General features: G+C 42.2%; 26 protein-coding genes and 1 riboswitch. Of the genes, 16 read left to right on the top strand and 10 right to left on the bottom strand.

Translation table 11 applies throughout. The features are described 5' to 3' along the window. Window positions 1-67: 67 nt before the first annotated feature. On the top strand, window positions 68-1,414 hold the full coding sequence (gene acpA, locus K7X70_RS09690; protein ID WP_255607054.1) for an acid phosphatase: 1,347 nt from the start codon (window positions 68-70) through the stop codon (window positions 1,412-1,414). A 6-nt stretch (window positions 1,415-1,420) separates the two neighbouring features. Beyond that, window positions 1,421-3,283 carry a cytochrome-c peroxidase gene (locus K7X70_RS09685; RefSeq protein ID WP_222536864.1) on the top strand — a complete coding sequence of 621 codons (1,863 nt, stop codon included), beginning with the start codon at window positions 1,421-1,423 and terminating at the stop codon, window positions 3,281-3,283. 101 nt (window positions 3,284-3,384) lie between these two features. On the opposite strand, the gene K7X70_RS09680 is transcribed toward K7X70_RS09685, so the two are convergent. From K7X70_RS09680 to K7X70_RS09655, 6 genes are read right to left on the bottom strand one after another with little or no spacing between them, the layout of a single operon-like run. After that, complete coding sequence (locus tag K7X70_RS09680) at window positions 3,385-4,056, bottom strand: cytochrome b/b6 domain-containing protein (protein ID WP_222536863.1); 672 nt, start codon at window positions 4,054-4,056, stop codon at window positions 3,385-3,387. 50 nt (window positions 4,057-4,106) lie between these two features. After that, window positions 4,107-5,327, bottom strand: a complete 1,221-nt coding sequence (locus tag K7X70_RS09675; RefSeq protein WP_222536862.1) for a DUF3570 domain-containing protein — start codon at window positions 5,325-5,327, stop codon at window positions 4,107-4,109. Window positions 5,328-5,335: 8 nt separating this feature from the next. After that, window positions 5,336-5,566, bottom strand: a complete 231-nt coding sequence (locus K7X70_RS09670) for a DUF4266 domain-containing protein (RefSeq protein ID WP_222536861.1) — start codon at window positions 5,564-5,566, stop codon at window positions 5,336-5,338. A gap of 1 nt (window position 5,567) precedes the next feature. Beyond that, window positions 5,568-6,503 carry an FAD:protein FMN transferase gene (locus K7X70_RS09665; protein WP_255607051.1) on the bottom strand — a complete coding sequence of 312 codons (936 nt, stop codon included), beginning with the start codon at window positions 6,501-6,503 and terminating at the stop codon, window positions 5,568-5,570. A 6-nt stretch (window positions 6,504-6,509) separates the two neighbouring features. Then, window positions 6,510-6,932 (bottom strand): thioredoxin family protein, encoded by a 423-nt coding sequence (locus K7X70_RS09660; protein WP_222536860.1) that lies wholly within the window; start codon window positions 6,930-6,932, stop codon window positions 6,510-6,512. Window positions 6,933-6,936: 4 nt separating this feature from the next. Further along, a complete protein-coding gene (locus K7X70_RS09655) occupies window positions 6,937-7,362 on the bottom strand; it encodes a QcrA and Rieske domain-containing protein (RefSeq protein ID WP_222536859.1) in 426 nt (141 codons plus the stop codon). Window positions 7,363-7,542: 180 nt separating this feature from the next. Here K7X70_RS09655 and K7X70_RS09650 point away from each other — a divergent pair, with 180 nt between their 5' ends. The 4 genes from K7X70_RS09650 (at window position 7,543) to K7X70_RS09635 (ending at window position 11,015) form a co-directional block, all read left to right on the top strand. Continuing rightward, window positions 7,543-8,385 (top strand): Fpg/Nei family DNA glycosylase, encoded by an 843-nt coding sequence (locus K7X70_RS09650; protein WP_222536858.1) that lies wholly within the window; start codon window positions 7,543-7,545, stop codon window positions 8,383-8,385. A gap of 236 nt (window positions 8,386-8,621) precedes the next feature. Next, window positions 8,622-8,933 (top strand): hypothetical protein, encoded by a 312-nt coding sequence (locus tag K7X70_RS09645; protein WP_222536857.1) that lies wholly within the window; start codon window positions 8,622-8,624, stop codon window positions 8,931-8,933. Window positions 8,934-9,114: 181 nt separating this feature from the next. After that, window positions 9,115-10,119 (top strand): aldo/keto reductase, encoded by a 1,005-nt coding sequence (locus K7X70_RS09640; RefSeq protein WP_222536856.1) that lies wholly within the window; start codon window positions 9,115-9,117, stop codon window positions 10,117-10,119. Window positions 10,120-10,127: 8 nt separating this feature from the next. After that, complete coding sequence (locus K7X70_RS09635) at window positions 10,128-11,015, top strand: helix-turn-helix domain-containing protein (protein ID WP_222536855.1); 888 nt, start codon at window positions 10,128-10,130, stop codon at window positions 11,013-11,015. 27 nt (window positions 11,016-11,042) lie between these two features. Here K7X70_RS09635 and K7X70_RS09630 read toward each other — a convergent pair whose 3' ends face one another. Continuing rightward, window positions 11,043-11,210, bottom strand: a complete 168-nt coding sequence (locus tag K7X70_RS09630; protein ID WP_222536854.1) for a hypothetical protein — start codon at window positions 11,208-11,210, stop codon at window positions 11,043-11,045. A 126-nt stretch (window positions 11,211-11,336) separates the two neighbouring features. Between K7X70_RS09630 and K7X70_RS09625 the strand changes: the two genes are divergently transcribed. The 5 genes from K7X70_RS09625 (at window position 11,337) to K7X70_RS09605 (ending at window position 13,952) form a co-directional block, all read left to right on the top strand. After that, a complete protein-coding gene (locus tag K7X70_RS09625; RefSeq protein WP_222536853.1) occupies window positions 11,337-11,627 on the top strand; it encodes an inositol-3-phosphate synthase in 291 nt (96 codons plus the stop codon). A gap of 54 nt (window positions 11,628-11,681) precedes the next feature. Further along, window positions 11,682-12,077: a DUF1801 domain-containing protein gene (locus tag K7X70_RS09620; protein WP_222536852.1), complete on the top strand. Its 396-nt coding sequence runs from the start codon at window positions 11,682-11,684 to the stop codon at window positions 12,075-12,077. 152 nt (window positions 12,078-12,229) lie between these two features. Beyond that, window positions 12,230-12,580 (top strand): DUF2200 domain-containing protein, encoded by a 351-nt coding sequence (locus K7X70_RS09615; protein WP_222536851.1) that lies wholly within the window; start codon window positions 12,230-12,232, stop codon window positions 12,578-12,580. 72 nt (window positions 12,581-12,652) lie between these two features. Next, window positions 12,653-12,883, top strand: a complete 231-nt coding sequence (locus K7X70_RS09610) for a hypothetical protein (protein WP_222536850.1) — start codon at window positions 12,653-12,655, stop codon at window positions 12,881-12,883. 154 nt (window positions 12,884-13,037) lie between these two features. Beyond that, window positions 13,038-13,952 (top strand): carbohydrate kinase family protein, encoded by a 915-nt coding sequence (locus K7X70_RS09605; protein ID WP_222536849.1) that lies wholly within the window; start codon window positions 13,038-13,040, stop codon window positions 13,950-13,952. An 83-nt stretch (window positions 13,953-14,035) separates the two neighbouring features. Here K7X70_RS09605 and K7X70_RS09600 read toward each other — a convergent pair whose 3' ends face one another. After that, entirely contained in the window at window positions 14,036-14,497 is a 462-nt protein-coding gene (locus K7X70_RS09600; RefSeq protein WP_222536848.1) for an Lrp/AsnC family transcriptional regulator, read from the bottom strand. Between the two features lie 186 nt (window positions 14,498-14,683). Next, window positions 14,684-14,875: riboswitch (cobalamin riboswitch) on the top strand. 146 nt (window positions 14,876-15,021) lie between these two features. Between K7X70_RS09600 and metE the strand changes: the two genes are divergently transcribed. Beyond that, entirely contained in the window at window positions 15,022-17,328 is a 2,307-nt protein-coding gene (gene metE, locus K7X70_RS09595; protein WP_222536847.1) for a 5-methyltetrahydropteroyltriglutamate--homocysteine S-methyltransferase, read from the top strand. Between the two features lie 132 nt (window positions 17,329-17,460). Beyond that, window positions 17,461-18,435: a methylenetetrahydrofolate reductase gene (locus K7X70_RS09590; protein WP_222536846.1), complete on the top strand. Its 975-nt coding sequence runs from the start codon at window positions 17,461-17,463 to the stop codon at window positions 18,433-18,435. On the opposite strand, the gene K7X70_RS09585 is transcribed toward K7X70_RS09590, so the two are convergent. Next, window positions 18,421-19,596, bottom strand: a complete 1,176-nt coding sequence (locus K7X70_RS09585) for an adenylate/guanylate cyclase domain-containing protein (protein WP_222536845.1) — start codon at window positions 19,594-19,596, stop codon at window positions 18,421-18,423. The genes K7X70_RS09590 and K7X70_RS09585 overlap by 15 nt on opposite strands. 45 nt (window positions 19,597-19,641) lie before the next feature. Beyond that, window positions 19,642-21,057, bottom strand: a complete 1,416-nt coding sequence (locus tag K7X70_RS09580; RefSeq protein WP_222536844.1) for an alanine/glycine:cation symporter family protein — start codon at window positions 21,055-21,057, stop codon at window positions 19,642-19,644. 124 nt (window positions 21,058-21,181) lie between these two features. On the opposite strand from K7X70_RS09580, the gene K7X70_RS09575 reads away from it, so the two are divergent. The 3 genes from K7X70_RS09575 to K7X70_RS09565 all read left to right on the top strand — a co-directional run bounded on the left by K7X70_RS09575 (window position 21,182) and on the right by K7X70_RS09565 (window position 26,398). Then, a complete protein-coding gene (locus K7X70_RS09575; protein ID WP_222536843.1) occupies window positions 21,182-21,736 on the top strand; it encodes a sigma-70 family RNA polymerase sigma factor in 555 nt (184 codons plus the stop codon). 92 nt (window positions 21,737-21,828) lie between these two features. Further along, entirely contained in the window at window positions 21,829-22,851 is a 1,023-nt protein-coding gene (locus tag K7X70_RS09570) for a FecR family protein (RefSeq protein WP_222536842.1), read from the top strand. Window positions 22,852-22,948: 97 nt separating this feature from the next. After that, on the top strand, window positions 22,949-26,398 hold the full coding sequence (locus K7X70_RS09565; protein WP_222536841.1) for a SusC/RagA family TonB-linked outer membrane protein: 3,450 nt from the start codon (window positions 22,949-22,951) through the stop codon (window positions 26,396-26,398). The last annotated feature ends 5 nt before the right edge of the window (window positions 26,399-26,403 follow it).

Here is a 26,403-nt window from a genome sequence, read left to right as displayed (position 1 = left end):
ATAGAGATTTTGAAGGCGATGAAAACCGCTTAAAAGGCTATTTAACTGAACCTTAAACACAAACAGAATGAATTTACAGCGATCTTTTTATATGTTTCTTACCGTTTTACTGATCAGCAGTTGTAGTGTCAGTAAAAAAGCGCAGCAGCAGACCAGCTCTTTTGATAATGGTATCGGGAAGGTGAAGCACTTGGTGGTGATCTATATGGAAAACCGCAGTTTCGACAACTTGTATGGAGAGTTCAAAGGGGCAAACGGTATTAAAAATGCTAAAAAAGGCAAGTTCATACAGGTAGATGAGAATGGGAAACCCTATCAGTACTTACCTGAGATTCCTAGAAATAACGCTTTCCCTACAAACTTGCCGAATGCAATGTTTAATATAGACCAATATGTACCTTCGGATAAGGCTACGCCTGATGTGACGCACCGTTTCTTCCATAACAAATTGCAGATTAATGGCGGAAAGATGGATAAATTTGCGGCCTATAATGATTCGAAAGGATTGGCAATGGGCTATTATAACACGGAAAAAATACCATTGTTCCCTTTTGCCCAGAAATATACCCTGTGTGACAATTTCTTCCAGAGCGTATTTGGTGGTTCCTATTTTAACCACGTTTATATGATTTCTGCTGCCGCGCCGGTTTGGCCGAATGCACCAGAATCATTGATTGCGAAATTAGATGCAGATGGCAAAATGATCAAAGATGGGATCGTTACGCCTGATGGCTATGTGGTGAACCACGTAAATTCAAGAAATGCGCCTTATCCTGCAAAATCGGATACTTCCAAACTATTACCTTCTCAGAACATGCCCACTATCGGCGACAAGCTCACTGAAAAAAATGTATCCTGGGCCTGGTATTCTGAGGGATGGGATGATGCAGTAGCTGGAAGGAAAAACAACTTTGCTTATAACCATGAACCTTTTCTTTATTTCACTAATTTTCAAGAAGGTAAAGAAGGCAGGACACACATGAAGGATCAAAATGATTTCATCAAAGCCGCTAAAGAAGGTGCCCTGCCAAGTGTTTCCTTTGTGAAACCAGGTGGTGGAAATGACGAACATCCAGGTGGTTCTGCAGTCTATTCTTCAGAGCAGCTTGCCGTAAACCTAATCAATGCAGTATTGGACGGTCCTAATGGAAAGGATGCCTTAGTCATCTTAACCTACGATGAGTTTGGTGGTTTTTTTGACCATGTAGCGCCACCAGTTATCGACAGATGGGGGCCAGGAAGCCGTATTCCTGCAATTTTGATCGGCCCATTCGCAAAAAAAGGTTTTGTAGACCATACGCAATATGAGACGGTGAGTATTCTTTCTTTTATAGAACAGAGATGGGGAATTAAACCATTGGCAGAAAGAGATAAAAATGCGAACCCATTCAGGAACGCTTTGACATTTAAATAAGTAAAATTGATCAGGAAGCACGTAGGGTATGTTAAGGTCAGCGGAATAATAGCATTGCTGTTTGCGGGGCTATTTGCTGCAGGTTTCACCTCCGCTGATTCGAATTCTACTAAAGATACATCCGCCAATTCCCGGGAAATAAAGATTCAAAAAGAAGTTTACAGTCAGCTGGTATCCTTCCAGAACTATGTAAAAGATACCCTCTTAATTGAGGTCGGTAAAGCCAGGCCCGACGAACAAAGTGTTCGCCAGGCCTTTTTAAAATCAAGGCTGCTGTTCAAAAAGTTTGAATGGGCTTCAGAGTATTTTACTGCCGACCTGAGCAGGAGGTTGAATGGTCCTCCAGTGGAGGAAATTGAGAATGCGGATTTATTAGATCCTTCTTTAGCACGTGCTATTGATCCGATTGGCCTGCAGGTGATCGAAGAAATGATTTATCCAGAATATGATCAGGAAAGTAAAGAAAAACTTCTTACTGAAGTCAGGCATTTAATCTCCAATACAGACTACCTGATTTCTTATTTCCATGACCAACAGTTTGCCGATTGGCGGATCTTAGATGCGAGTAAGCTAGAAGTATTTAGGATCATCACCCTGGGGATTACCGGCTTTGATAATTCGATTGCCTTAAACAGTATTCCAGAGGCTGCTGAGTCCCTAAAAAGCTTACGTGATGTCATTTCCCTGTATGCAAATAAAAAAGGAAACCGCGCTTTATTAAGCGATCTCGATGCTGCCATCACTTACCTTGACCGTCATCCCGATTTCAACTCCTTCGACAGGGCCGTATTCATTACACAGTTTGGAAATAAGGTCAGTGCCGGAATCGCAAAGTTGGAGCAGGATTTACCAGGTCCTAAGATTAAATATAACCGAATGCTGAGGCAGGAGGCAAAAACATTGTTTGATGCCAATGCATTTAATGCAGATGCATTTGCTCCGGGACCTGAATTTCAGCGTACAGCAGCAAAAGCCAGCCTAGGTGAAAAACTGTTTTTTGATGCCGCATTATCTGGTAATGGCAGCAGAAGCTGTGCAACCTGCCACAATCCTAATCTGGCCTTTACGGACGGAATAGCTAAGCAGACAGAGGTTAATGATCCAATAAAATTGCTGACGAGAAATGCACCAACGCTGCTCAACGCAGCTTTACAGTCCAACTATTTCTATGATATGAGGGCCTTAACACTGGAAGATCAGGTACGTGATGTCATCAGCAGTAAGCAGGAGATGGATGGTTCGATGGCCGCGATTATAAAGTATGTTGCTGCGGATAAATCGTACCCATCGTTATTTGCAAAGGCTTTTTCTGGAAATATAGAGAAGGGAATCAGCGCCGATCAGGTGACGAATGCCCTCGCTGTTTATATTCGAAGTCTGGTTAAACTCAATAGCCGGTTTGATGAATATATGAGCGGTAATGAAAATGCCTTGTCAGCGGAGGAATTGAAAGGATTTAACTTATTCATGGGAAAAGCGAAATGCGCCACTTGTCATTTTGCCCCTTTGTTTAATGGCGTGACGCCACCTAAATACATCACAAGTGAATCGGAAGTTTTAGGTGTCCCAGTATCCCCAGCAGATGCTACGCTGGACGCGGATGTAGGTTATTATGGGGTGATTGGGATTGAAGCCTATAAACATGCTTTTAAAATCCCTACGATCCGGAACATCAAAAAAACAGCACCTTATATGCACAATGGAGCATACCAGACTTTAGACGAGGTCATGGAATTTTATAATAAAGGGGGAGCTGCGGGACTAGGAATAAAACTACCAAATCAAACGCTTCCGGAAGAAAATCTCCAGCTCAGTGATAAAGAAAAAAAGGACATCATCGCTTTTATGGAGAGTTTAGAAAGTAAATAAGCTAGGCTTGGTGCGTTTTATGCATTGCAAAATAAAATGCCGTAGTAGCTATTAAGTAATGTATCATGAGGTAATCCATCAGGATGTTTTATTAAAAGAATTTAGGATTTCCCTCCATTGATCATGTCTGATACGATGCCTTTGCTTTCTTTTCTTTCGGCCAGGAACACACCTACAATATGTAACACAATAAATATAAGAATCAAATACATGCAGAAGCCATGGAATTCTTTGATACTATGACTGGTTGCCTTGCTGATTCCTAATTCCTGGTCGAAAGCCATAGATAATCCTGTGAGGGTCATGATGCCCAGGAGTAAGTAAAAGAAAAGGTATAATGATTTTACGGTAAGGTCATGCAGCGCTAAAGTTGACTTTTGACTTCTTGTACGATAAGTTCGGTAAGCACTTTTTAGTCTGGAAAAAAAACGCTGTCGCCCAGGCTGAAAAAATTCAGCAATTAATCTGAACACAAACAGCGCCGCCAGTGCATAACCAACATAGATATGGATCGCCCAGACCTGATCTTCCAGTCCAATTGCTACACTTTTAGCCTGCGCTGAGCTGAGGGATACTCCTGATTCCTGCAGCTGCTGCTGCACATACCTGGTATTGCTTTTTACGTCAAACAAGGTAGAGTTTAACAATACGGTCAATAAGGAGCCGGTGATGACCAGCAGATTTAACCAATGCCATAGCCTCAGGGCGGCACTATGTTTTTTAATTTCTCCTGGATGCTCAATATCTTTTCTTAGTGGTTCAATGGTAGCCATCTGTAAGCGTTTTAAAGCATCTGGAATTGATGTTCCAGATGCTATGGTTTTTATTTTACTTTTAAATTTAAACTAATAATGTCAGAAACCAATCCGGTAGATCTGCTGTAATGTCCGTACCTCAGTTCCAGCATGTTTAAATGCTGCCAGCCAAAAACGCCATGTGGTGGTGCGAGTCTGATGCCAGCACCATAGAAATCGCTGTTTAAGGTAGAGAGGTCATAATCGCTGCTGAAATATTGAGCTGATGGATCATGCTGCCCATAAGGAGCAAAATATTTTGTTCCAGTTTGGTGATTGTATCGGTAAAATGGGCTTAAAGAAATGAAAGAGGTCAGTTTTACCGGCACTTCAATTTCTGCAGTATGTGCCCTGATGCCCCAGTTGTCCATGAAATAGCGGTAATATGCGCGGATGATGACCTGATCGGTTGCAAAATAGTTTACTCTTGCTGCAATAGGCAGTTTGTAACGTTGGTCAGGTAAATTTTCTGCCCTTAAAGAGCCATCGGTAAAATAAACACGCTGATATTTGGTCGCCAATAGCCCTTTTTGGTAGGCGGGCTCAACAATGATCATGGCCTGCAGCTTCTGATTAATGACCTGCGAAAGGGAGAAGGATGCACTGAAGGAATTCCGCGGACTAGAGCCTTCGCTTCTCGACTCATGACCGTTGCCGAGACTGGCATTGGATCTCAATTCAATCGGGAGAATCACCTTCCAGGTATCTAAAAATGCCTGCAGTTTGAAATCAAACTGCGTGTTTTTATCTTTCGATAAACGGGTAAGGTTAAACCCTGCACCTAAAGACTGGTAATCATATTCTGTGGAATAAGATCCTGTAAAACCGAATGCATTTCCTGTTTTTTCATTACTATGTGTCCAGTTTAAAGAAGGGTAGACGCGCGTGTCTGCCATAGAAGCCGAGGAGATGGTACTCGGGTCTATTTTATCAGATGATGCAGAAGTATAATGGTCTACACCCAGCTCAAACAGAAAAGTGTTTTTATTTCCTGCCTTGTTCAGCTTAGACAATTGCAGGTCAATTGTGTTTGCAAAGTCGCTGAGTTTCTCTGTTCCAATTCCTCCGGTTACGGCAGAATTATTGCCATTCTGATGATAGTAAGCAGATACCAGATTGATTTCATCGATCTTTAGCTTGCGACTTTGGTAACTGGTCGTGTCTGAAGGTGTAGGTTTAATCTTAATTTGCCCTTGCGCGCCCAGGACGCCAGCGAACAGCATGAGTACATGCAGATAGATTTTTCTCATGATTTCAGTTAATTACAACCACAGCCACCACCACTTTTGCCACCATTGGCACCAGATCCGCCTTCCCGGTACAGCTGGAAGCTTTGCTCAAATTTCTGAACCTTTCGGGAGGACAATGCCATTTCGGAATCGTTCAGCTTGCTTTTTTGATAAGGTTTTACTGTAGCGCAGGCGCTCAGCAGGCTCAGGGCGAAAAAGCTTACACCCAGTAGTACTGTTCGGTCAAAGGACGTTTTCATATCAGTGTTTTACATTAATATTCTTAGAAGTAAATAACCTGTCCTGGTCGTCAATGATGATACAGGCTACTTGTTGTAACTGGTTGATCAGATCAAGCCCAACTTCAACCCCCATCACGATGACAGGAGTAGCGAGTGCATCCGCCAGTTCAGCGCTCGGACAAAGGATACTGACACTTTTAATTCCACTAACCGGCAAGCCAGTTTTTGGATCTATAGTATGCGAATACCTTTTGCCATTAATGGTGGCGTATTTTTCGTAATTACCGGAAGTAGCAATGGCCATATTGCTGATGTTAAGGGCAGAGAAAGGACGGTCCCTTTGATCCGGATCAGCTATGCCAATCGTCCAGTTTTTATCATCCGGCTGGCTGCCCCAGGTCACAAGGTCGCCCGCAGCATTAACAATACCACTTTTGATTCCAAGATTTTGTAGTACCTGTTTGGCCCGGTCTGCCGCATAGCCTTTTCCTATGCCACCAAATCCAATGCGCATGCCTTCGTGTTTTAACATCACAGTAGCATGTGAGGCATCCACAATCACATTCCGGTAGTCAATTAAGCTCACCGACCGGGCTGCAGTTTCGGCATCAGGCAGGGAAGTCATATTGGTATCAAAGTTCCATAGGCTTTTATCAATAGCGCCATAGGTGATGTCAAATGCACCTTGGGTAATTTCTGATATTTTTAACGCACGCTGAATCAGCTGAATCATTTCCGGATCAACCTTTACTGGTTTGATTCCTGCATATTGATTGATCAGACTAGTCTGGCTGCTTTCTTTAAAGGTGCTGAATAAGGCCTCGATCCGGCTCACCTCTGCTATGGCAGCATCAATGGCTTTTTGCCCTGAATCCTCCTCGTCAGCGATGACGGTGAATTCAAAACGGTTTCCCATCAGTTTTAACACGCGCCTATAGGCTCCCATGGTTTTCATAAAGCCTTACCTGTTTTTAATCTCCGATACAAATTTCTCGGCGGATTCATTTGGATAGCCATCCCATGTTTTGAGTACTTTTCCGTTTTCATCCAGCAATAGGGTGTAAGGGAATTTTCCATCAGGGTTATATTGCTCAGCCAAAGATTCATTCCTCTTGATTTGTGCAGCAGGTAACTGGTTTTTCTTTTGTCTGGGGAAATCCGCTCTTACCAATATCAGCTCCGCTTTGGCATAGGCTTCAAAAACTTCAGATTCCAGGATTTCTTTTCTTAAACGGATGCATGGCCCACACCAGTCAGATCCTGAAAAATTAATTAAGAGCTGCTTATGGCTGTCTTTAGCCTGTTGCTGTGCCTCATTGAAGTTTTCATTCCAGATTAAAGTGCTGGGAATAAATCCTAAGAAAAAAATTAATAATAGTTTCATCGTGTTAGCTGTAAATTCTGAGTGAAGTTCCTGTAAGTTGGGTATGATAAGTCATTAATGCCCTGGAAGCAGGGCCATTAGTAACGGTTCCACTCTCTGAAAAAGTAGAACCATGGTTGGCACAATAAAATCTGGAGGCACCGGGCTGATAGATTAACCCATAACTTTCATGGGTACAGGATCGCTGAACAGCTACAAATGAGCCTGATGTAGTACGTGCCACAATGACTCCATTAGCAACCAAATACCCACCATTATTACTGAGCACTGCATTTTCGGGTAAGTTCAGGTCTAAAGTAAAGTTAATGCCTGTAGGGCCTGAAGTGTCGCCCGAAGGTGCATTGGAACTTTTTGCACATCCTGCACAATTGATCAATGCAAATGTTGCTGCTGATAATCCTATGCTGGCTAAAAAATCTTTCCTATCCATGTGCTGATCTCTTTAAATGATCAAGCTAATATCCAGGGCAATTCTGAAGAAATTATGAAGATCGAGCTTAGGTTATGTTAAATAATGTTAATTTATTCAAATCGTCTGTTTATTTAGGGATTCTTTCCAACCAATTTAATGGCTTTCATTGATTTAGATCAATGCTGAATTACATAAAGCTTGAAAAGAACGTCCGAAGACAGCGTACCTTTAAGCCCTACCTCATCAAGTTCTGGTTCAATTATGTTCAAGCTACCTTATTTAGAGATTTGTGCCGATATCTTCGATAAAAGATATAGAAATAGAGTGCTGCAAAAGCTGGATATGAAGCAGGATAAATGCATTAATGTTGCTATTGGGACTTTAAACGAATATCTGGTTGGTCATGAACTGAAGAAAGTCTGGCGTGAAGGTTTTTCTTTGTGGTTTCAATTTAAGAATTATGCGGTTTTGGAAATCAATTTATCCGCTTCGGCTGAATTTCAGATGATCCTACAAAATCAGGAGGGTACTGCTGGTTTATTAGCGCTTAATTTTAGTGGGGGACAAATTCTTAGTGTTAAAGATTCTCAGAAGTTGAGCCGATTTAACCTGAATCCAGAGCCTTTGGCGATTCCTGACGTTTTATCTAAAGAAATGTCTATTGACTACCTTATGAACTTGTTTGCTGAGACAGAACAGGAGATCAAATCCCTGTTGATAGACCAGCGTGTAATCAGGGGAATTGACCCGGCTTATGCGGATGAAATTCTTTGGTTTGCAAATATTTCCCCTTTTTCAATCGTAAGTAGAATTCCAAAGGCTGAAGTCAAAGTTCTGCATAAAACAATTAGATATGTTTTACAGGATGCCATCAAGCAAGCAAGGAAACTGGATTTGTTGAACGATCGACAGAAAGCCCCTGATGTATTGATGATTCATCATGCCAGGAAAAAGTATAGCCCAACTGGGAAGGTCATTCAAATGAAATCAGCTCATAATATCACAACATATTATACCGAGGAGCAAATACTGTATGTGTAAAATGTTGATTTCAATCTAAGCTCAGCCTTGCAGAACGCAGGCAAAGATAATTTTAGAAAATAGCTAAAGGTTGCTTCCTTAAACCACAAAGTGTGGCACATCTCTACAGGTAAAATTACCGAATATTTCATAACTACCTCTTTTTCAGTTGGGTGCCAGAAATGATCATTCCTGGCACCATTATGAACCATCTCTAAACATAATTCACAAGAATATTTAACAGTAATATATAAGTTATGAAAAAGATCATTTTATCAGCAGCATTTTTAGCATTCGCATCCATCACAGCAGTAAACGCATCAGAAGTAAAAAATCCAGTAGCTATTACAGTGAAACAAGATAGTACTACTAAAGTTCCGGTTGAATTGAAAGATCTTCCAGAAGCAGTAAAAACTACTTTGCAAAGTGAACCAGTTAAAGCATGGACTCCAGTAGCCGCTTTCCTGGTAACAAATGCAGACAAAACTAAATATTACCAAATCGATGTGAAGAAAGAAGCAGAAGCGGCTTCTATCAAAATCGCAGAAGATGGTAAAGTAGTTCAATAGTCTTATTGAATCCCTAGTTGTCTAAAATAAAGGCTGTAAAGCCAATCAGGAGGCTGTATCATAAGTAATGATGATCAGCCTCTTTTTTTATTGATGCCTTTCTTCCTTTTTTCCTTGATTTGCTTACAAGCTTCAGGGCTTTGCATACATTCGCAGGATTTGTCTCACCGACCTTTGGATCATGGAAATAAAACAAATAGCATTGGGCAACCAGGGTTTGGTTGTGCCAGTGATCGGCCTGGGTTGTATGGGCATGACAGGTTTTGAAGAGGCCCACATGTATGGTCCTGCTGATGAGCAGGAAGCCATCGCAACGATTCAGCGTTCGCTGGAGTTAGGGGGTAATTTTTTAGATACTGCCGATCTGTATGGCCCATTTAAGAATGAGCAGTTGATCGCTAAAGCGATCCGTGGTAAACGTGATCAGTATATTTTGGCGAGTAAGTTTGGCTGGGAGATCGATGATCAAGATAACGTAACCTGGGCCATCAATGGTAAGAAAGATTACGTAAAGAAATCTTTGGAGCGTTCACTCAAAAATCTGAATACGGATTATATCGATCTGTATTACCTGCACCGCCTGGATAAAAATACGCCGATCGAGGAAACAGTTGAGGCGATGGCTGAGCTGGTTCAGGAAGGTAAAGTGGGGTATATCGGTTTGTCGGAAGTTTCGTCTGAAACGGTTAAGCGGGCACATGCTGTACATCCAATCACTGCCGTACAAAGCGAGTACTCTTTATTCGAGCGTGGGGTGGAAGAACGTGGGGTTTTGGCAACATTAAAGGAACTCGGTATTGGTTTTGTAGCTTACTCACCGCTGGGCCGTGGATTCTTATCTGGACAAATCAAAAGTATTGATGATCTGCCTGAAAATGATTTTCGCAGAGCAATCCCGCGTTTTCAGGGCGTACAGTTCGAGAAGAATATTGAACTGGTAAAAGCGATTGAAGTGATGGCTGAAGCCAGGCAGGTCAGTTCTTCACAGCTGGCTTTGGCCTGGATCATGAGCAAAGGCATCCTCCCGATCCCAGGAACGAAACGCCGGAAGTACCTCGAGCAAAACATTGCGGCAGCAGCTATTGTATTCAGTCCCGAGGATTTAATACAGCTGGAAAGTATTGTGCCTTTAGGTACGGATACCGGGGCACCCTATGATGAGTTTAGTATGGGTTTAATTGATTAATTTTGTTTATGAACGCCATTCACTCTGTATCGGAATTTCACCGTTTGCTATCCTTAACTGAACCTCGCCATCCGCTGGTGAGTGTGATTAATCTGGCAGAAAGTGTTTTTTTGGAAGACGAGATCTGGAAAGGTTTCGTTAACCGCTTTTATTGCGTGGCGCTCAAACGCGAGGCCAAAGGCAAGATCAGGTACGGGCAGCAGCATTATGATTACGATAAAGGAGTATTGAGTTTTACTGCGCCTAACCAGGTGCAGCAACTGGACCTGCATAATATGGAGTGCGGGTCCGGTTATCTCCTAATCTTTCACCCGGACTTTCTGTTGCAGCATGCTTTAGCGAACAGCATTCATCATTACGGCTTTTTCGATTATGCGGTGAACGAAGCGCTGCATTTGTCGGCGGAGGAAGAAGATGACCTGATCGCTATCCTCCATAAAATTGATAAGGAGTGCCAGCATATCGATAAGCATACCCAGGAAATCATTCTGACGCAAATCGAGAGCCTGCTAAAATACTCCAACCGTTTTTATGAAAGACAGTTTCTGACCCGTAAGAATAATAATTCAGCGTTGCTGATCAGGTTCGAGCAGTTGATTGATGACTACTTTAAAAGTGAGGTGCAGGGGTTGCTTACGGTACAATATATTGCTGAACAGATGAACCTGTCGCCGAACTACCTAACTGATTTACTTCGGGTGCATACCGGGCAGAACACGCAGCAGCATATTCATGAAAAACTGATCGCGAAGGCCAAAGAAAAGCTTTCCACAACCAGTCTTTCGGTCAGCGAGATCGCCTATGCTTTGGGCTTTGAGCATGCGCAATCCTTTAGTACACTTTTCAAAAAGAAGACGAATTTATCGCCGCTTGAATTTCGTCAGGCATTTGTTTGATGAACAGGTGTATAAAGCATTTTTCTGTTAGTACAGAAAGCCAAACAACCACAATGGGATTTTATTATTAATACCACTTTCCAGATTATCCATTGCTATATATCCTTGATGAACACCTTCAATCTGTTTATTGGTTTTGCCTTTCCCACCGACTTCAAACGTATAAGTATCGTCTATTAAAAAGTCGCCCTTCAAAGGCAGACTAATGATTATTGCTGTAAATAAATAGCATAAATATATGGGCTTGGAGCTCCTTTATGTACTATAAATTTTAACGCTTTGTTCTTATATTTAAGATAGGTTTGTCCTTATATTTGAGATATGATGGATATAATAAATTTCAAACAGTCGGTAATTGATCAGCATTTACCTGATAATTTACCCTCGTATTTGAAGGCGCTTTGGTATGATGGAACAGGAGATTGGAAAACTGCTCACGATTTAATTGACCATTTAACAGATCCTCGGTCTGCCCATATTCATGCCTATCTGCACCGCAAAGAAGGCGATATTTGGAATGCAGATTATTGGTATAAAAGGGCAGGGAAGAAAAGACCAGAGGTGTCATTAGAGAAGGAATGGGAAATGCTGGTCAAGGAATATGGTCAATAGCTAGGTAAAGCAGCAATTTCAATAAACAGGAAGATCAGCATCAAAATTACGGTCATGAATAAAGACATACAAGCTTATAACGATTCGCAATCGGCCGCAGAACGGGAAATCTGTGAGGTTTTATCAGCGGAAATCAACCGCAGACTACCGGAAGAAGAAAGTAAAATCTGGCATGCACACCCGGTTTGGTTTATAGATGGCAACCCAATTGCTGGCTATAGCAAACTGAAAGCGGGTATCCGCTTGATGTTCTGGAGCGGCGCTGATTTTGAGGAAGCACAGCTGAAAATAGGCAGCGGAAAATTTAAAGACGCTTCAATTACCTATACTGCTCCGGAACAGATCAACACAGCTGACCTGGGACGCTGGCTTGAAAAATCTAAAACCATACAATGGGACTATAAAAACATCATCAAAAGAAAAGGTGTTTTACTGCGTTTACCTCATTAAATCAATGTCAGCCCCCGCTTTAAATTACTGCTGTCGCCTCATCAAATTCAACAGCCATTAATTCAAAACTATCATATTCGAAAACCATTATATTCAACCATCCTCAAATTAAAAATCATCAAATTCAGTAATCATTAATAGAACCAGTCAGAATGAACAATACAAGGGTATTTAAAATGTCTTTTGCGAGTGTCTATCCTCATTACATTCAAAAAGTGGAGAAGAAAGGACGCACAAAGGAAGAATTAGATCAGGTCATATTTTGGCTGACAGGCTACGATCCCCAAAGCCTCCAGCAAATCATCGACAATAAAACAGACTTTGAAACCTTTTTTGCCCAGGCACCACAATTAAACCCTAATGTTTCAAAGATCACAGGTGTCATCTGCGGTTATCGTGTAGAAGAAATTGAAGACAAGCTAATGCAAAAGATCCGTTATCTGGATAAGCTGGTGGATGAATTGGCAAAGGGAAAAGCCATGGAAAAGATTCTGCGGAAATAAAATAAAGGAAATATATTCAGGTAAATCATCGGAAACACAATAAAAGCGCATTTCTTACGCTATAATTGCACTATGAATTTACCAATGCGCATCACTTTTGATGAAAGAGACTATACCTACGTTGTTTTAACGAAGGGAATAACGAAAGAAACTAATGCAATCCAGATTAACCTGAATGATACGGAATACGAATTGGTTTGCAATCCAAAAGGAGATTGGGATGTGGCTGATGCAACTGTAAACAATCATCCGGGACTACTTAAAGCGATAGGAAGAAACATCAAACTTCGTTATCGGTTATAAAAAAAACGCCAGGCCATCTTCCTGGGGCTTCGCTGTCTTTGTCGGCGCCCATGATATGGGCAATTCTTTTTCGTCCGTATCCAGCAAATGCTCGATCATAGGAGAACTTTTGTGTTTCCCGGCTAAAGACCTTATCAATTAAATCTTTAATCAAATGGAAATAAAGAAAATAAAAATAGCTTGTTTTGGAGAAGTCCTATGGGATGTTTTTCCCGGAGGTCAGCGAAGGGCAGGAGGAGCGCCATTTAACGTGGCGTATCACCTTTTCAAAATGGGCGTTGAAGTCAACATGATCAGTAGTGTTGGGCAGGATGCACTTGGCGAAGAGTTATTGACTAAAATTAAAAACTGGAACATTTCAACTGCGGGGATTCAGGTTGATCCTGACCATCCAACCAGTACGGTGATCGCTTCTTTGGACGCAAACAATGATGCACATTATGAGATTGTTGAAAACGTGACCTGGGATTTCATCAAAGTACGCCCGGAAGATCAGCAGATGTTAAGCACGACCGATGCCCTGGTTTTTGGAAGTCTGGTGACTAGAAATGAAAAGTCGAGGAATACCCTGTTTGAATTAATGGAAGCCAGCACTTATAATGTATTTGACATTAACCTCCGACCACCTCATTACGATGTAAATGTGATCAAAGACTTGCTGCACAAAACACAATTGGCCAAGTTCAATAAAGCAGAACTGCGCATGATGTTAGATTTTCTTGGTAAAAACTACAGCACGGAAAATGAGGCAGTCAGGTATTTGCAGGATACCTTTGACTTGCGGGAGATCATCATTTCTAAAGGGAGTAAAGGTGCGCTTTATGCCAATGCAGATGATGTCTACTTATGTCCGGCGATCGCAATTGAGGTCAAAGATACCGTAGGCAGCGGCGATTCCTTTCTGGCTGGATTTCTATCTAAAAGATTTGAAAAGGGTGCTGATGCGCAACAGATCATGCAGCAGGCAGTTTCATTAGGCGGTTTTATTACCGCAAGTGAGGGCGCTTGCCCTGAGTATACATTGGAAGATTTCTTGCTTTTCAGAGATCATCATGATGCGAAGAATTAATCAGCAACCACGTTTTAACAGGCTATTGCTGGAGTAGAGTAAACATAAATGATGCAGCCCGGTTTTCATACCGGGCTGCACGATTAAAAATTAATATTATAAGAGTTCTTAATCTCTGCCATGGCAAAAGTACTATGCGTACTGCCTATACTTTTAACCGATCCCAATTTGTTAAAAACAAAATCCTGGTAGTGTTTCATATCCCTCGCATAGACTTTTAATATGAAGTCAAAATCCCCGGAAATATTGTAACACTCTACCACTTCATCAATCTTCAAAATATCCTCTACAAAGCGGTGGCCTATCTTTCTGTCGTGCTGCTTGAGTTTAATATTACAAAAAACAATAAAGCCCTGGTTGAATTTCTCCGCATCAAGTACCGCAATGTATTTTTTGATATATCCTGTACTTTCCAGCCTTTTTATACGCTCAAAAACAGGGGAGGTAGAGAGGTTTACCTTAGCGGCAAGCTCTTTTACAGTATAGTTTGAGTTCTCACCTAATATCTTTAACAGCAGTAAATCCGTTTCATCCAATTCTTCCATAGCATATTTTTCTTTTATGCCGGTAAAAATAGGAACTTAAAAGTGTATTATGCTTTAAATTTTATATAAAAAAGCTGATTATGCTTATTTAATAATAATTATGAAGGCATATAGTCTGCATAAGTACATTTGTTTAGAATTTAGTCCCGGTATGGGGCTGGATCTTAAACAATAGTTCTTTTCTATACTTTATCTACCAGAAAAGGTTTTCGATGAAAATCGGAATTAAAAGGGAACCGTGTGAAAATCACGGACTGTCGCGCAACTGTAAATAACCTCCAAAGTTTCTGCCAAATTAGGTCCACTGTTTTCTAAAGAGATGGGAAGGACGGCAGAAATGTTATAAGTCAGGAGACCTGCCCATTCTGGAAAGACAATGCTTTCGCGAATTAATTAAAGGGTCTGATGATTCTTTCAGATGGGAAATCAGCCATCTGGAGTATACAGTATGCCTTTTTTTGTGAAGCATGTTGAAGTCTGGCAAAAGCAATTTAATAGTTTTTCTAATTAAATCTTTTTAAGAAATGTTAACACAAAACCTCGGCTACCCGCGAATTGGTAACCAAAGACAACTAAAAAAAGCCTGCGAACAATATTGGGCAGGAAAAATAGGTAAAGATGAACTGAATGCGGTAGCCCGCAAGATTAAGGAAGAAAACTGGCAGACCCAACTGGATGCGGGAATCGACCTGATCCCTTGCAATGATTTTAGCTTTTATGATCAGGTATTGGACACCAGTTTCCTGTTGGGCGTGATCCCTCAGCGCTACTCACCGGTACTTTCGCAAGTGAAATCAAACCACGAAATTGACCTTTACTTTGCGATGGCACGTGGTTATCAAAAAGATGGACTAGACATTACTGCCATGGAAATGACCAAATGGCTGGATACCAATTACCACTATATCGTACCTGAATTTACCGCCAACCAGGAGTTCAGAATTTTTAATGAGAATATTTTTAGTGAATACAATACGGCAAAACTGCAGCTTGGCGAAAAAGCGAAACCTGTACTTTTAGGCCCGGTAAGTTACCTTTTACAGGGTAAAGAAAAAGAGCAGGGATTTGAACGCATCGACCTGATTAAAAAATTAGTACCGGTATATGTCGACATCATCAATCGCCTGAGACAGCAAGGCGCGAAATGGATCCAGCTGGATGAGCCTTGCCTGGTACTCGACCTTTCGAAAAAAGAGAAAGAGGCCTTTGATTACGCTTACCGTGCGATTTCTAACCGGGTAAGCGGGGTTAAAATTCTGGTGGCTACTTATTTTGATGCCTTGCTGGACAATACACATCTGGCAGTAAACCTTCCTGTTGCTGCGCTGCACATTGATCTGGTACGTGCAGCAGAACAGCTGGATGAAGTACTGGCCTTGATTCCTGATGGACTTCAGCTTTCCCTGGGTGTGGTAGATGGCCGTAACGTATGGAAAAATGATTACAAAAAATCATTGGCCCTGATCCAGAAAGCCCTTGATAAGCTGGGCGCAGATAGGGTAATTATTGCACCTTCCTGCTCCTTATTGCACAGTCCGATTGACCTGGACCTGGAAACCGCTATCGATCCTGAAATCAAGAACTGGATGGCTTTTGCCAAACAAAAATTAACTGAAGTAGCAGAATTAAAACAGATTGCCGAAGGAAATGAAGCTTTGTTAAGCGCTAATCAGGCAGCGATTGAAAGCAGGAGATCTTCGAAAAAAGTGCACAAGCAAGCGGTTAAAGACCGCGTTGCTGGAATCACTGAAGCTGATGCCACACGTTTAAGTGCTTTCCCTGTACGCCAGAAATTGCACCATGAACGTTTCCAATTGCCTTCCTTCCCTACAACTACCATTGGTTCCTTTCCGCAGACGGACGACATCAGACAATTGCGGGCAAGGTTTAAAAAGGATGATTTAACACTTGAACAGTATGAAACCGCAATTGAACAAGCCACTGTAGAGAGCATCCGCTGGCAGGAAGAAATTGGCCTGGATGTGCTGGTACATGGCGAATTTGAGCGAAATGATATGGTGGAATATTTCGGCGAGCAGCTGGATGGTTTCCTGTTTACTAAAAATGGCTGGGTGCAGAGTTATGGCAGTCGCTGTGTAAAACCGCCTGTAATTTATGGTGATGTAAGCCGCCCAAGAAACATGACGGTACGCTGGAGCGAATTTGCTGCGGCGCAAACCGATAAACCAATGAAAGGAATGCTGACTGGCCCGGTCACCATTTTGCAATGGTCCTTCGTCCGCGACGATCAGCCTAGAGATGTGACGACCAACCAGATTGCTTTTGCCATCCGTGATGAAGTGGTCGCGCTGGAAAAAGCAGGCATTGGCATCGTTCAAATCGATGAAGCGGCCATCCGTGAAGGATTACCATTAAGAAAAGCCAAACACCCACATTACCTGGATTGGGCGGTGAAAGCTTTCCGCATCACTGCAAGTGGGGTACAGGATAAAACACAAATCCATACGCACATGTGCTATAGCGAGTTCAACCACATCATTGAGCACATTGCGGCAATGGATGCAGACGTGATCACGATTGAGACTTCGCGTTCACAAATGGAATTATTGGCAGCCTTTGCCAACTTTGAATACCCAAATGAGATTGGTCCAGGCGTATATGATATCCATTCCCCACGTGTACCAAGTACCGAAGAAATGGCTTCCCTGTTGGCAAAAGCAGCAGATTTGCTGCCAGCGCGTAACCTTTGGGTAAACCCGGACTGCGGACTTAAAACACGTAAATGGCCGGAAACTAAAGCTGCATTGGTCAATATGGTCGCCGCCGCTAAACAAGCGAGAGTGCAGATCAGTGTAGAAAGCATACTTTAATTCCTCAAACTACGGGTGTCATCAGCCCGTAGTTTTTCAGCTATTCCATCCGGGAGAGGAAGCTGGACTAAGGAAAGCAGCTATTAACGAATGAGGTAGGAAAACCAATTGTATACATAATAATCATAATTAATGTTCTTAAATAAAATCAAATCCGGCGCTTCCGGAATTTTAACCTACGGGATCACTCCTCCAAAATCAGAAACTACGAAGGAACGAATTGCCGAAATTGCGGAAAAGACGATGGCCAGATTAATCCCCTTAGATATTGATGCCTTAATTGTGTATGATGTTCAGGATGAATCTGCGCGTACCTGCGAAGAAAGGCCATTCCCTTTTTTGAAAGCCCATGATCCTTTTGATTTTGCGGCAGGATATCTTCAACAACTCGATCTTCCTAAGATTATCTACCGCCCTGCGGGGAAATTTTCTGGAGAAGAGCTGTCGGATTGGCTGGAGGACCTTCATCAGCATGATTTTTATCCGGTTTTTGTAGGGGTACCCGCACCTGATTTTCCGGTTAAAATCAGTTTACCACAGGCTTACGGAATTTGGAATAAATATAAAAACACTTCTGTTATGGGAGCGGTTACCATTCCTGAAAGGCATGAGGTATTAAAGGACGAAGACCAACGGATCCTGGACAAGGCCAGCTGTGGGGTGAGCTACTTTATTTCCCAATGTGTGTTTGATGTCAGTTACGCGAAAAAAGTTGTAGAAGACCTCTGCAAGACTTGTCTGGAACAGCAAAAGAATGCACCCACTATCATTTTTACGCTTACCGCCTGCGGATCTGCTAAAACCTTGTGTTTTATGGAATGGCTGGGGATTCATATTCCGGCTTCACTAAAGGAAGAGCTCAAACTTGCCGATAATATGCTGGAAAAATCAGTGAAGGTCTGCCTGGATATTGCCGCTGAGCTGACCGCATTTTGTGCAGAGCGCTGTGTGCCTTTCGGGTTCAATATTGAAAGTGTAGCAATCCGAAAAGACGAAATCGAAGCATCGATCTTTATGGTCAATGAAATTGCAGAAATGTTGTATGAAAAGGGAATTAGAAAGATGGAACCGGCCAGTACATCCGTTAATTTATTAGCACGTGTTTGATTCGATTCCCTCCACACTAAAAATCCCCACTTTTACTGATTTTCCTCTGAGCAGAATGTCGCCTATAGCTTCTGTTTTGAGTTGTTGATGCTGGTCTAAGGAGTTCAGTGCATGTGCTGAAATCAGGAATTTTTTATGGTAGTCATTACAGACGCTTTGAATTCTTGACGCTGTATTTAATGTGTCGCCGTGATAAGCGATGTCTCTTTTGATGTCGCCAATCTCTACTGCAGTCACTTTCCCCAGGTGGAGACCTGCTTTAAACTGCGGTAAAATCCCATAGTTGGTGAGGTAATAATTGGCGTTGTCCTGAAACTGTTTTTCACAGCCGAAAAAGAAGCGGATGCAGGAGAGGTCTCTCTCTCCATCAGCTAGCCTCCAGGTGACGACAATTTCATCTCCTACATATTGGTAAACATCTGCATTGAACGATAACAGGATCTTGTTGATGTCTAAAAAACTATCTCTGATAAATGAGCTGTATTTGAAGTGTCCCAGCTTTTCTGCGATGGCAGTGGAGGATTTTAAGTCCATGAACATGAAAATCCGTTCCTCTTCCTTTGGCGTTTTATACTTCCCAAGCAATAGGGGAACCAATACACCTGGCCCATATTTTCTGTTCACCTGGTTGATGAAACCGATGATGAAGGTCATGAAGAAATAGTAGATCACCAGGATAAAAAACATGTATTCCCATGATTTATCCTTGACCATAAAGCTGGGCGCATAAAGGCTTGGATCGACAAATAAATTGAAGAAAACACGCTTGGTGAAAACCAGCATCGATACAATCAGTACGAGGGACAGGATGGATTTGATCAAAATGATCCTGCCCATTGATTGTCTTTCCTTGAGATTCTTATCCAGATAATGATCGGTTAAGCCAAGGATCACCCCATAAAGAAATCCAAAAAGTACCGCCAGGATTAAGGTGGTGCCCAATCCGCCAGGTCTATGGATCTGGTAAGTTTCACTGATGGATAGTAACTGTAAATGCAGGAGCACACACAGAAAAACATTGGCAATGATCCAGAAGTTAATTTGTATGCCCAGATAACTTAAGACTGGGAACCTGGCGGTGAATTTTCGCGCAGAACTGGTATAATCCCATTTTTTGGACACCTTATTCAACGCTTTTTTGGAGTTTTGTTTAGCATTCATCCAGTAAATAAAAACATCCGCAAGATAATACAATCTGGATCTCTTTTACCATTCAGTCGTGTTTTTGATGCCCAATTCCTTGGCATTGAATACCGGATCTTTACCTGCTTTACGCTGCTGCTGGTAGTCTTTAAAAGCGATCATCGCTGGTTTTCTCAGTAAAAGTATGGCCACAACATTTAACCAGGCCATCACACCTACACCAATATCGCCCAATGTCCAGGCTGCTTCAGCAGTTTTAATCGATCCATAAAATGTAGCCACAAGAATCAATATACGTAAGGTCCATAAAGCCCATTTCCGGCCTTTTTTGTCCAGGTAACTTAAGTTAGTTTCTGCGATGTAATAATAGGCCATGATGGTGGTAAAGGCGAAAAATAAAAGGGAGATCGCGACAAATCCAGAACCTAAACTAGGGAAATGGGCATTTACCGCATGCTGGGTATACTCAGCGCCAATTTTGGCTCCGGGTAAGTTTTCTACGATAAAACCACCATCAGGATTGATCACGTTATATTTTCCGGTGAAGAGGATCATGAAAGCGGTTGCGGTACAAACAAACAAGGTGTCTACATATACAGAAAAAGCCTGTACCAGGCCTTGTTTTACCGGGTGACTTACTTCTGCTGCTGCGGCTGCATGAGGTGCAGTTCCCTGACCAGCTTCATTGGAGTAAATACCTCGTTTTACGCCCCAGGCAATAGCCATACCAAATACACCGGCAAAGGCAGGTTCAAGCTTAAATGCGGATTTTACAATCAGCATAATCATTGAGGGAATCTCTTGAATGTGCATGGCCATGATCACGATCGCCATTAAAATATAGGCACCAGCCATAAAAGGGACTACAATTTCCGCTACTTTCCCAATTCGCTTTACACCGCCAAAAATGATCAGTCCTAACAATACTGCAACGCCAATACCAGTATAAGCAACAGGTACATCAAAGGCATTATGGATACTCAGGGCGATGCTGTTACTTTGGACTCCTGGTAAAAACAGGGCGGTACTCAATATGGTGGCTACAGCAAAGATAATGGCGTACCATTTTATCCCTAATCCTTTTTCAATATAGAAAGCAGGGCCTCCACGGTATTGTCCGTTATTTACTTGTTTATAGATCTGACCTAAGGTGGCTTCAATAAAAGCGGATGCACTGCCTAAAAAAGCAATCAGCCACATCCAAAATACAGCACCAGGACCTCCCATAGCAATGGCTGTGGCCACTCCGGCAATATTTCCAGTTCCTATACGACCGGAAATAGCGATGGCAAAAGCCTGGAAAGAACTCACGCCTTTATCGGAACTGCTGCCCCCAAAAAGGAGCGCAACCATTTCTTTTAGGTAGCGGAGCTGTACAAAACGTGTAACTACTGAAAAATAAATACCAGCTCCCATACATAGGAGAATAAGGGCGTTTGACCAGATCAGGTCATTTATTTGATTGATGATTTGTTCCATTCGGGCGTAAAATAACGGTTTTTTTTAAAGTATGTGGGTATCTTTTCGATTACTTTTCTCTGTTTCATTTAACACTTTGTTAATATCCGCGTCATTTGCTTAGTCTAATTTCGCTTCATATTCTATGGGCGAAAACACTACTGTTGGATTTAATCGGGACCTGAGCAATGACTTCGATGGAAAAGCATTTGAGGATCTTTACCGTCGGATGTTTCCTACGCTTAAAAAGTACGCGGTGTATCTGGTCAAAGATGTGGAAGATGCACAGCTGATTTTAAATGATGTGTTTATCGCGATCTGGAAAAATAAAGTCCTGCTGGTCAATGAAAAAGCTTATCTGTTTCGGGCAGTAAAAAATGGCGCCAGCAATTATCATAAAGCTTCAAAATTAAGCTATCAGCAAATTGAGGAAGAAGAAGTCCAGGGAATTGTAGACCTGAAAGCCGATCCTTTTCAAACTTATGAGCATAAAGACAAAGTGCGGATGCTTTACGACCTGATTGATCAAATGCCGGAGCGCAGACGCCTGATCTTTTATATGTATAGAATTGAAGGTTTCAGTTATAAGGAAATTGCAGCCCTGCTGGATATTTCTGTTCGGACTGTAGAAGACCATTTAGTTAAAGGCTTTCAGTTTTTGCAGGAAAAAGTCTTGAAAAACAGGGCCGAATTCCAATAAATTGCAGTTAACAATTTCTTAATGGATACTTAACGTTTTTGGGCCCGTAATCCTTCTCCAAATCTTGTCTTCTAGTTATAAAAAGCATCACAATGGAACAAGAAATCTGGAAACTGGTACTCGAATATTTAGCTGCGAAGGAGCGGGGGGAATGGAAAGAGGCGGCAAATTTAGAGGAGCGTTTACAGGACTGGCTTCGTAAAGATCCACTGCACCAGCAGGAACTGGATCAGGCAATCTGGCTTTGGGAAAGTACCGCGGTGCAGCCCCAATCGGATGCCTGGAAATCTGGGTTTGCAGCAATTCAAAACGCGCTGGAAACTGAAAAACCTGCACAGAAGAAACCTACATTTAAAATCTGGCTGGGCGCAGCAGCTGCTGTAGTCGCAGCCATGTCCATCTTTATCTTATTTAATAAAAATAGACCGGTACTGACTGAAGTGGTTCAAACGGCCTGGACTACCAAAACTTCGGCGCCCGGAAAAATCACCAATATCATACTGCCCGATAGTACGGAGATTTTGTTAAATGCAGGAAGCAGCATCAGCTTCCCTAATAACTTCAGACAAGCCTCCATGAGAACGGTGAAACTGGTAGGAGAGGCTTACTTTAAAGTGAAGCGTGACCCAAATCATCCTTTTGTGGTGCACAGTTCAAACATCCAAACCCTGGTTTTAGGAACCAGCTTTAACATCTCTGCATGGGGCAAATCGAGTCCTGAAGTAACCGTGTTGACGGGTAAAGTGGCGGTTTCCAGGGATTCTGCGGGGAAACAGTCGGCAGCCATTCAGCTGCTGCCCAATCAAAAAGCAGGTGTTGATCTGACATCCGGACTGCTTTATCGTAAGCAGCTGGAAGATGCCCGTACCGCAATTGGCTGGACCGAAGGGAAAATGACATTCGATCAGACTCCAATGGAAGAGGTTTTTGCCACTATAGAACGGCGGTACGGAGTTCAGGTGGTCACAGACAGATCCTTTAAAGATTGCAAGCTCAGCGCCAAATTTGGCAATATCAATATCAAGGAAGTTTTACAAACCCTTCAAATGACCTTAGACATCCATTACACCATTAACAAACAGACAATCTATATAAAAGGAGGTAAATGTAACTAGACTATGTACAAAAAAATAGCCGAAGCATGTTGACGCAGGCTTTCGGCTAAGAATTTCAATTTTATTTTAACCCATCACGATTAAAACACTCAAAGTTATGAAAAAGTCCGCAGTGACTAATCAATTAATTTTTAAAGTAATGCGTTTTTTTACCCTGATCTACATTTTTCTTTCTGTAATGCTCTTCGCAGGGCAGGCCTCGCCTTTAAAAGCACAGGAACTCAACAGCAGAATCAGTTTCAGTTTTAAACACGGCACCTTAACCGAATTACTTAAAAACATCGAAAAGAAAACCAACCTCTCTTTCGTTTACACGAATAAAGATGCCGTCTTAAACCGGTACGTAAACACTGTTAAAGCTGATAATGAAATGGTCAGCACCTTGCTTCAGCGTATATTAACCCCAATGCAGCTGACTTACCAGGTGCAGAACAACCAGATCATTATTAAAAAAGCAATCCGGGTAAAAGGCAGGGTAACCGACGAAAAGGGCCTGCCGGTTCCTGGTGTGAACATCATTGAAAAAGGAGTAGACAATGCTGCTGTAACCGATTTTAACGGGGAGTATAGCTTAAATGTAAAGGACGCATCTGCAGTACTGATTTTTAAAATGATGGGTTATCAAACCCAGGAAAAAGCGGTAAAAGGGGAGTCGGTGCTGAATATCAATCTGGTACCTGATCAAACTGCACTTTCCGAAGTGGTGGTCACGGCATTAGGAATCAAACGCTCCGAAAAAGCATTGGGTTATTCCATTGCAACAGTCAAAGGAAAGGAGGTAAGTACTGCTCCTGAAGTGAATGTGATCAACTCCCTGGCCGGAAAAGTGGCTGGGGTAAATGTAGTGAGCACTGGTTCTGATCCTGGCTCTTCGGCTTTCATCACCATCCGTGGTCAATCTTCTATTGCAACCGATAATCAGCCGCTTTTTGTGGTAGATGGTGTTCCTGTAGCACATTCTTTACGGGCAACATCTGAGTTTGGACGCTCTTCAGTAGATTATGGAAGTCCGATTGCAGACATCAGTCCGGATGATATAGAAACGATTACCGTTTTGAAAGGCGCCAGTGCAGCCGCTTTATATGGCAGCAGGGCAGGAAGCGGTGTCATACTGATTACCACAAAGAGTGGTGCCGCCAGCAAAAAAGGTTTAGGAATAAGCTTCAATTCCAGTGCCCAATACGATAAAGCCTATCTCTTTCCTCATTTCCAAACTGAGTTTGGCGCTGGTGATTATACCGATGATCCGGCTTCAACAAGTTCAGCATGGGGCCCTAGATTGAATGTAGGCACCAAACACCTGCAATGGAACAGTCCGCTGGATGCCAATGGAAAGCCAATTCCTACTGATTGGGTATCCTATCCAAATAATGTGAAAGATTTCTATGAAACTGGTTCTACCTATACCAATAACATCGCCATTACCGGCAAAAATGAAGCTGGTAATTACAGACTTTCCTATACCAATCTGGAGAATAAAGGGATTGTTCCCAACACCGATCTCAGCAGGAATACTTTAAACCTTGCTGCAACTTATGTGCTGCATCCTAAACTGAAAATCAGTACGAATTTCGGTTATGTAAATAATAAAAGTGACAACCGTCCATCGGCTTATAGGGAAAGCGTTACCCAGATGCTGTATTCCATGCCTGCCAATATGAACATCAACGATTTGAGGAATTATTGGAAACCAGGGCGTGAAAATCTGGAACAATTCTCACCGGATGATTCAGATAACCCATTTTTTGTGGCTTATGAACATACCAATGGTTACGATAGAAACCGCATCACCGGGAACGTACAGGCAGTAATTGACCTGACCGACGACCTGAGTTTAATGGCGCGTACCGGCCTGGATATGTACAATGAACAGCATGAAACCAAACGTCCTTTCAGCTCCAAACGATTCAAATTCGGTGGTTATGGGGTAGACAATAGTTTCTTCAAGGAGCAGAATACAGATTTCCTTTTGAGCTACAAGAAAACCTTAAATGAAGACTGGTCTTTCAGCCTTTCTGCAGGAGGAAACCAGATGGATCAAAGGGCAAGAAGTACCGCGCAGCGTACCGAAAGTTTAAGTATCCCTGGGATTTATAACATCAACAATGCGCAGGCGGGAACAATTACCAATTCGCAATACAGTTCCCGTAAACGGATCAACAGTTTGTATGGAATGGGACATGCTGCCTATAAAGACATGGTGTTCCTGGATGTGACCGGAAGAAATGACTGGTCCAGCACACTTCCTCCAGAAAACAATTCTTATTTCTACCCTTCTGTTTCCTTCAGCACTGTATTGACAGATGTGTTTAAAATCAAGTCTAATGTGCTGTCTTTTGCCAAAATCAGGGCCAACTGGGCACAGGTAGGTAGTGATACAGATCCTTACCAATTGTACAACACCGTTCCTTTTAACCAGGATTGGGGTGATGTGAAAAGAGCTACGATAGAGTTTAACCTTAAAAACAACTTCCTAAAACCAGAAATTGCTACTTCTTATGAGTTTGGTGGAGATTTACGCTTCCTCGACAGCCGTTTAGGGCTGGATGTGACCTGGTATAAAACAAATAAAAGAAACCAGATCATCAATATTCCTACTACCGTTGCCTCAGGTGCTTCAAACCGATTGATCAACGCCGGTAACATCCAAAACAGCGGATGGGAAATTGGCTTCTTCGCCGTTCCGTTAAAATCAGCCTTTAAGTGGGAAATGAATGTGAACTTCACAAAGAATGAAAACAAAGTGATCTCCCTGATGGAAGGTTTACCCGAATATTCTATGGGCAGTGCCGATGGTGATAATATTCGTTACCTGATTAAAGAGGGCACAAAAATCGGAGATTTCTATACGCCAAGTTATACCAAGGTACCAACGGGACCAAATGCTGGTGCCGCTTTATTAGATAAAACCGGACATTATATCCGCAACAACAGCGAATACCTAAAGGTAGGTAATTACAATCCTGATTTTACAGTCGGTTTTAACAACACTTTCAGTTATAAGCGTTTTACGCTTAATGTTTTGCTGGACTGGCGTAAAGGCGGTAATTTCTATTCTTACGTAGTTAAAAGTTTGATTAATGCTGGTTTAACGGACAATACACTGGTAGGCAGAGATGCTCAAAGCGGTGGTTTGCCATGGGTAGATTCTCAAGGAAGAAGTAGAAATGACGGAATGATTATTCCTGGTTTTATCGCCAATAACGATGGTAGCTATGCTGAGAATAAGGTCATCATTGCCGCTTCTGATTTTTACAACAACACCTATAACAAATACTATGAGCGCTTAACCTACTCGGCCACTTTCCTGAAGTTAAGAGAAGCTTCACTGACTTATTTATTTAATCCGCAATTGTTACGAAAACTACCCATCAGCAACCTTTCTATTTCCCTGATTGGTAGAAATCTGTATACCTGGACGGCCAATGGATTGGGCTATGATCCGGAAAGCACGATGAGTGTGACCGAAGGATTCAAATTGGGCGTTGGTCACTGGACGCTGCCAGGAACACGCTCTTTTGGCTTTAAATTAAGTTGTAATTTTTAATGACT

Origin of the sequence: Pedobacter polysacchareus (assembly GCF_019802255.1) — a bacterium.
Classification (GTDB): domain Bacteria; phylum Bacteroidota; class Bacteroidia; order Sphingobacteriales; family Sphingobacteriaceae; genus Pedobacter; species Pedobacter polysacchareus.
Note: the sequence above shows the minus strand (reverse complement) of the source record. Positions and strands in the feature narration are given on the sequence as shown.

Bases quoted from the DNA above. Each gene is read 5' to 3' on its own strand.
- acpA (WP_255607054.1), top strand. From the start codon at position 68: ATGAATTTACAGCGATCTTTTTATATGTTTCTTACCGTTTTACTGATC.
- K7X70_RS09680 (WP_222536863.1), bottom strand. From the start codon at position 4,056: ATGGCTACCATTGAACCACTAAGAAAAGATATTGAGCATCCAGGAGAA.
- K7X70_RS09675 (WP_222536862.1), bottom strand. From the start codon at position 5,327: ATGAGAAAAATCTATCTGCATGTACTCATGCTGTTCGCTGGCGTCCTG.
- K7X70_RS09670 (WP_222536861.1), bottom strand. From the start codon at position 5,566: ATGAAAACGTCCTTTGACCGAACAGTACTACTGGGTGTAAGCTTTTTC.
- K7X70_RS09665 (WP_255607051.1), bottom strand. From the start codon at position 6,503: ATGAAAACCATGGGAGCCTATAGGCGCGTGTTAAAACTGATGGGAAAC.
- K7X70_RS09660 (WP_222536860.1), bottom strand. From the start codon at position 6,932: ATGAAACTATTATTAATTTTTTTCTTAGGATTTATTCCCAGCACTTTA.
- K7X70_RS09655 (WP_222536859.1), bottom strand. From the start codon at position 7,362: ATGGATAGGAAAGATTTTTTAGCCAGCATAGGATTATCAGCAGCAACA.
- K7X70_RS09645 (WP_222536857.1), top strand. From the start codon at position 8,622: ATGAAAAAGATCATTTTATCAGCAGCATTTTTAGCATTCGCATCCATC.
- K7X70_RS09640 (WP_222536856.1), top strand. From the start codon at position 9,115: ATGGAAATAAAACAAATAGCATTGGGCAACCAGGGTTTGGTTGTGCCA.
- K7X70_RS09635 (WP_222536855.1), top strand. From the start codon at position 10,128: ATGAACGCCATTCACTCTGTATCGGAATTTCACCGTTTGCTATCCTTA.
- K7X70_RS09625 (WP_222536853.1), top strand. From the start codon at position 11,337: ATGATGGATATAATAAATTTCAAACAGTCGGTAATTGATCAGCATTTA.
- K7X70_RS09620 (WP_222536852.1), top strand. From the start codon at position 11,682: ATGAATAAAGACATACAAGCTTATAACGATTCGCAATCGGCCGCAGAA.
- K7X70_RS09615 (WP_222536851.1), top strand. From the start codon at position 12,230: ATGAACAATACAAGGGTATTTAAAATGTCTTTTGCGAGTGTCTATCCT.
- K7X70_RS09610 (WP_222536850.1), top strand. From the start codon at position 12,653: ATGAATTTACCAATGCGCATCACTTTTGATGAAAGAGACTATACCTAC.
- K7X70_RS09605 (WP_222536849.1), top strand. From the start codon at position 13,038: ATGGAAATAAAGAAAATAAAAATAGCTTGTTTTGGAGAAGTCCTATGG.
- K7X70_RS09600 (WP_222536848.1), bottom strand. From the start codon at position 14,497: ATGGAAGAATTGGATGAAACGGATTTACTGCTGTTAAAGATATTAGGT.
- metE (WP_222536847.1), top strand. From the start codon at position 15,022: ATGTTAACACAAAACCTCGGCTACCCGCGAATTGGTAACCAAAGACAA.
- K7X70_RS09590 (WP_222536846.1), top strand. From the start codon at position 17,461: ATGTTCTTAAATAAAATCAAATCCGGCGCTTCCGGAATTTTAACCTAC.
- K7X70_RS09585 (WP_222536845.1), bottom strand. From the start codon at position 19,596: ATGAATGCTAAACAAAACTCCAAAAAAGCGTTGAATAAGGTGTCCAAA.
- K7X70_RS09580 (WP_222536844.1), bottom strand. From the start codon at position 21,057: ATGGAACAAATCATCAATCAAATAAATGACCTGATCTGGTCAAACGCC.
- K7X70_RS09575 (WP_222536843.1), top strand. From the start codon at position 21,182: ATGGGCGAAAACACTACTGTTGGATTTAATCGGGACCTGAGCAATGAC.
- K7X70_RS09570 (WP_222536842.1), top strand. From the start codon at position 21,829: ATGGAACAAGAAATCTGGAAACTGGTACTCGAATATTTAGCTGCGAAG.
- K7X70_RS09565 (WP_222536841.1), top strand. From the start codon at position 22,949: ATGAAAAAGTCCGCAGTGACTAATCAATTAATTTTTAAAGTAATGCGT.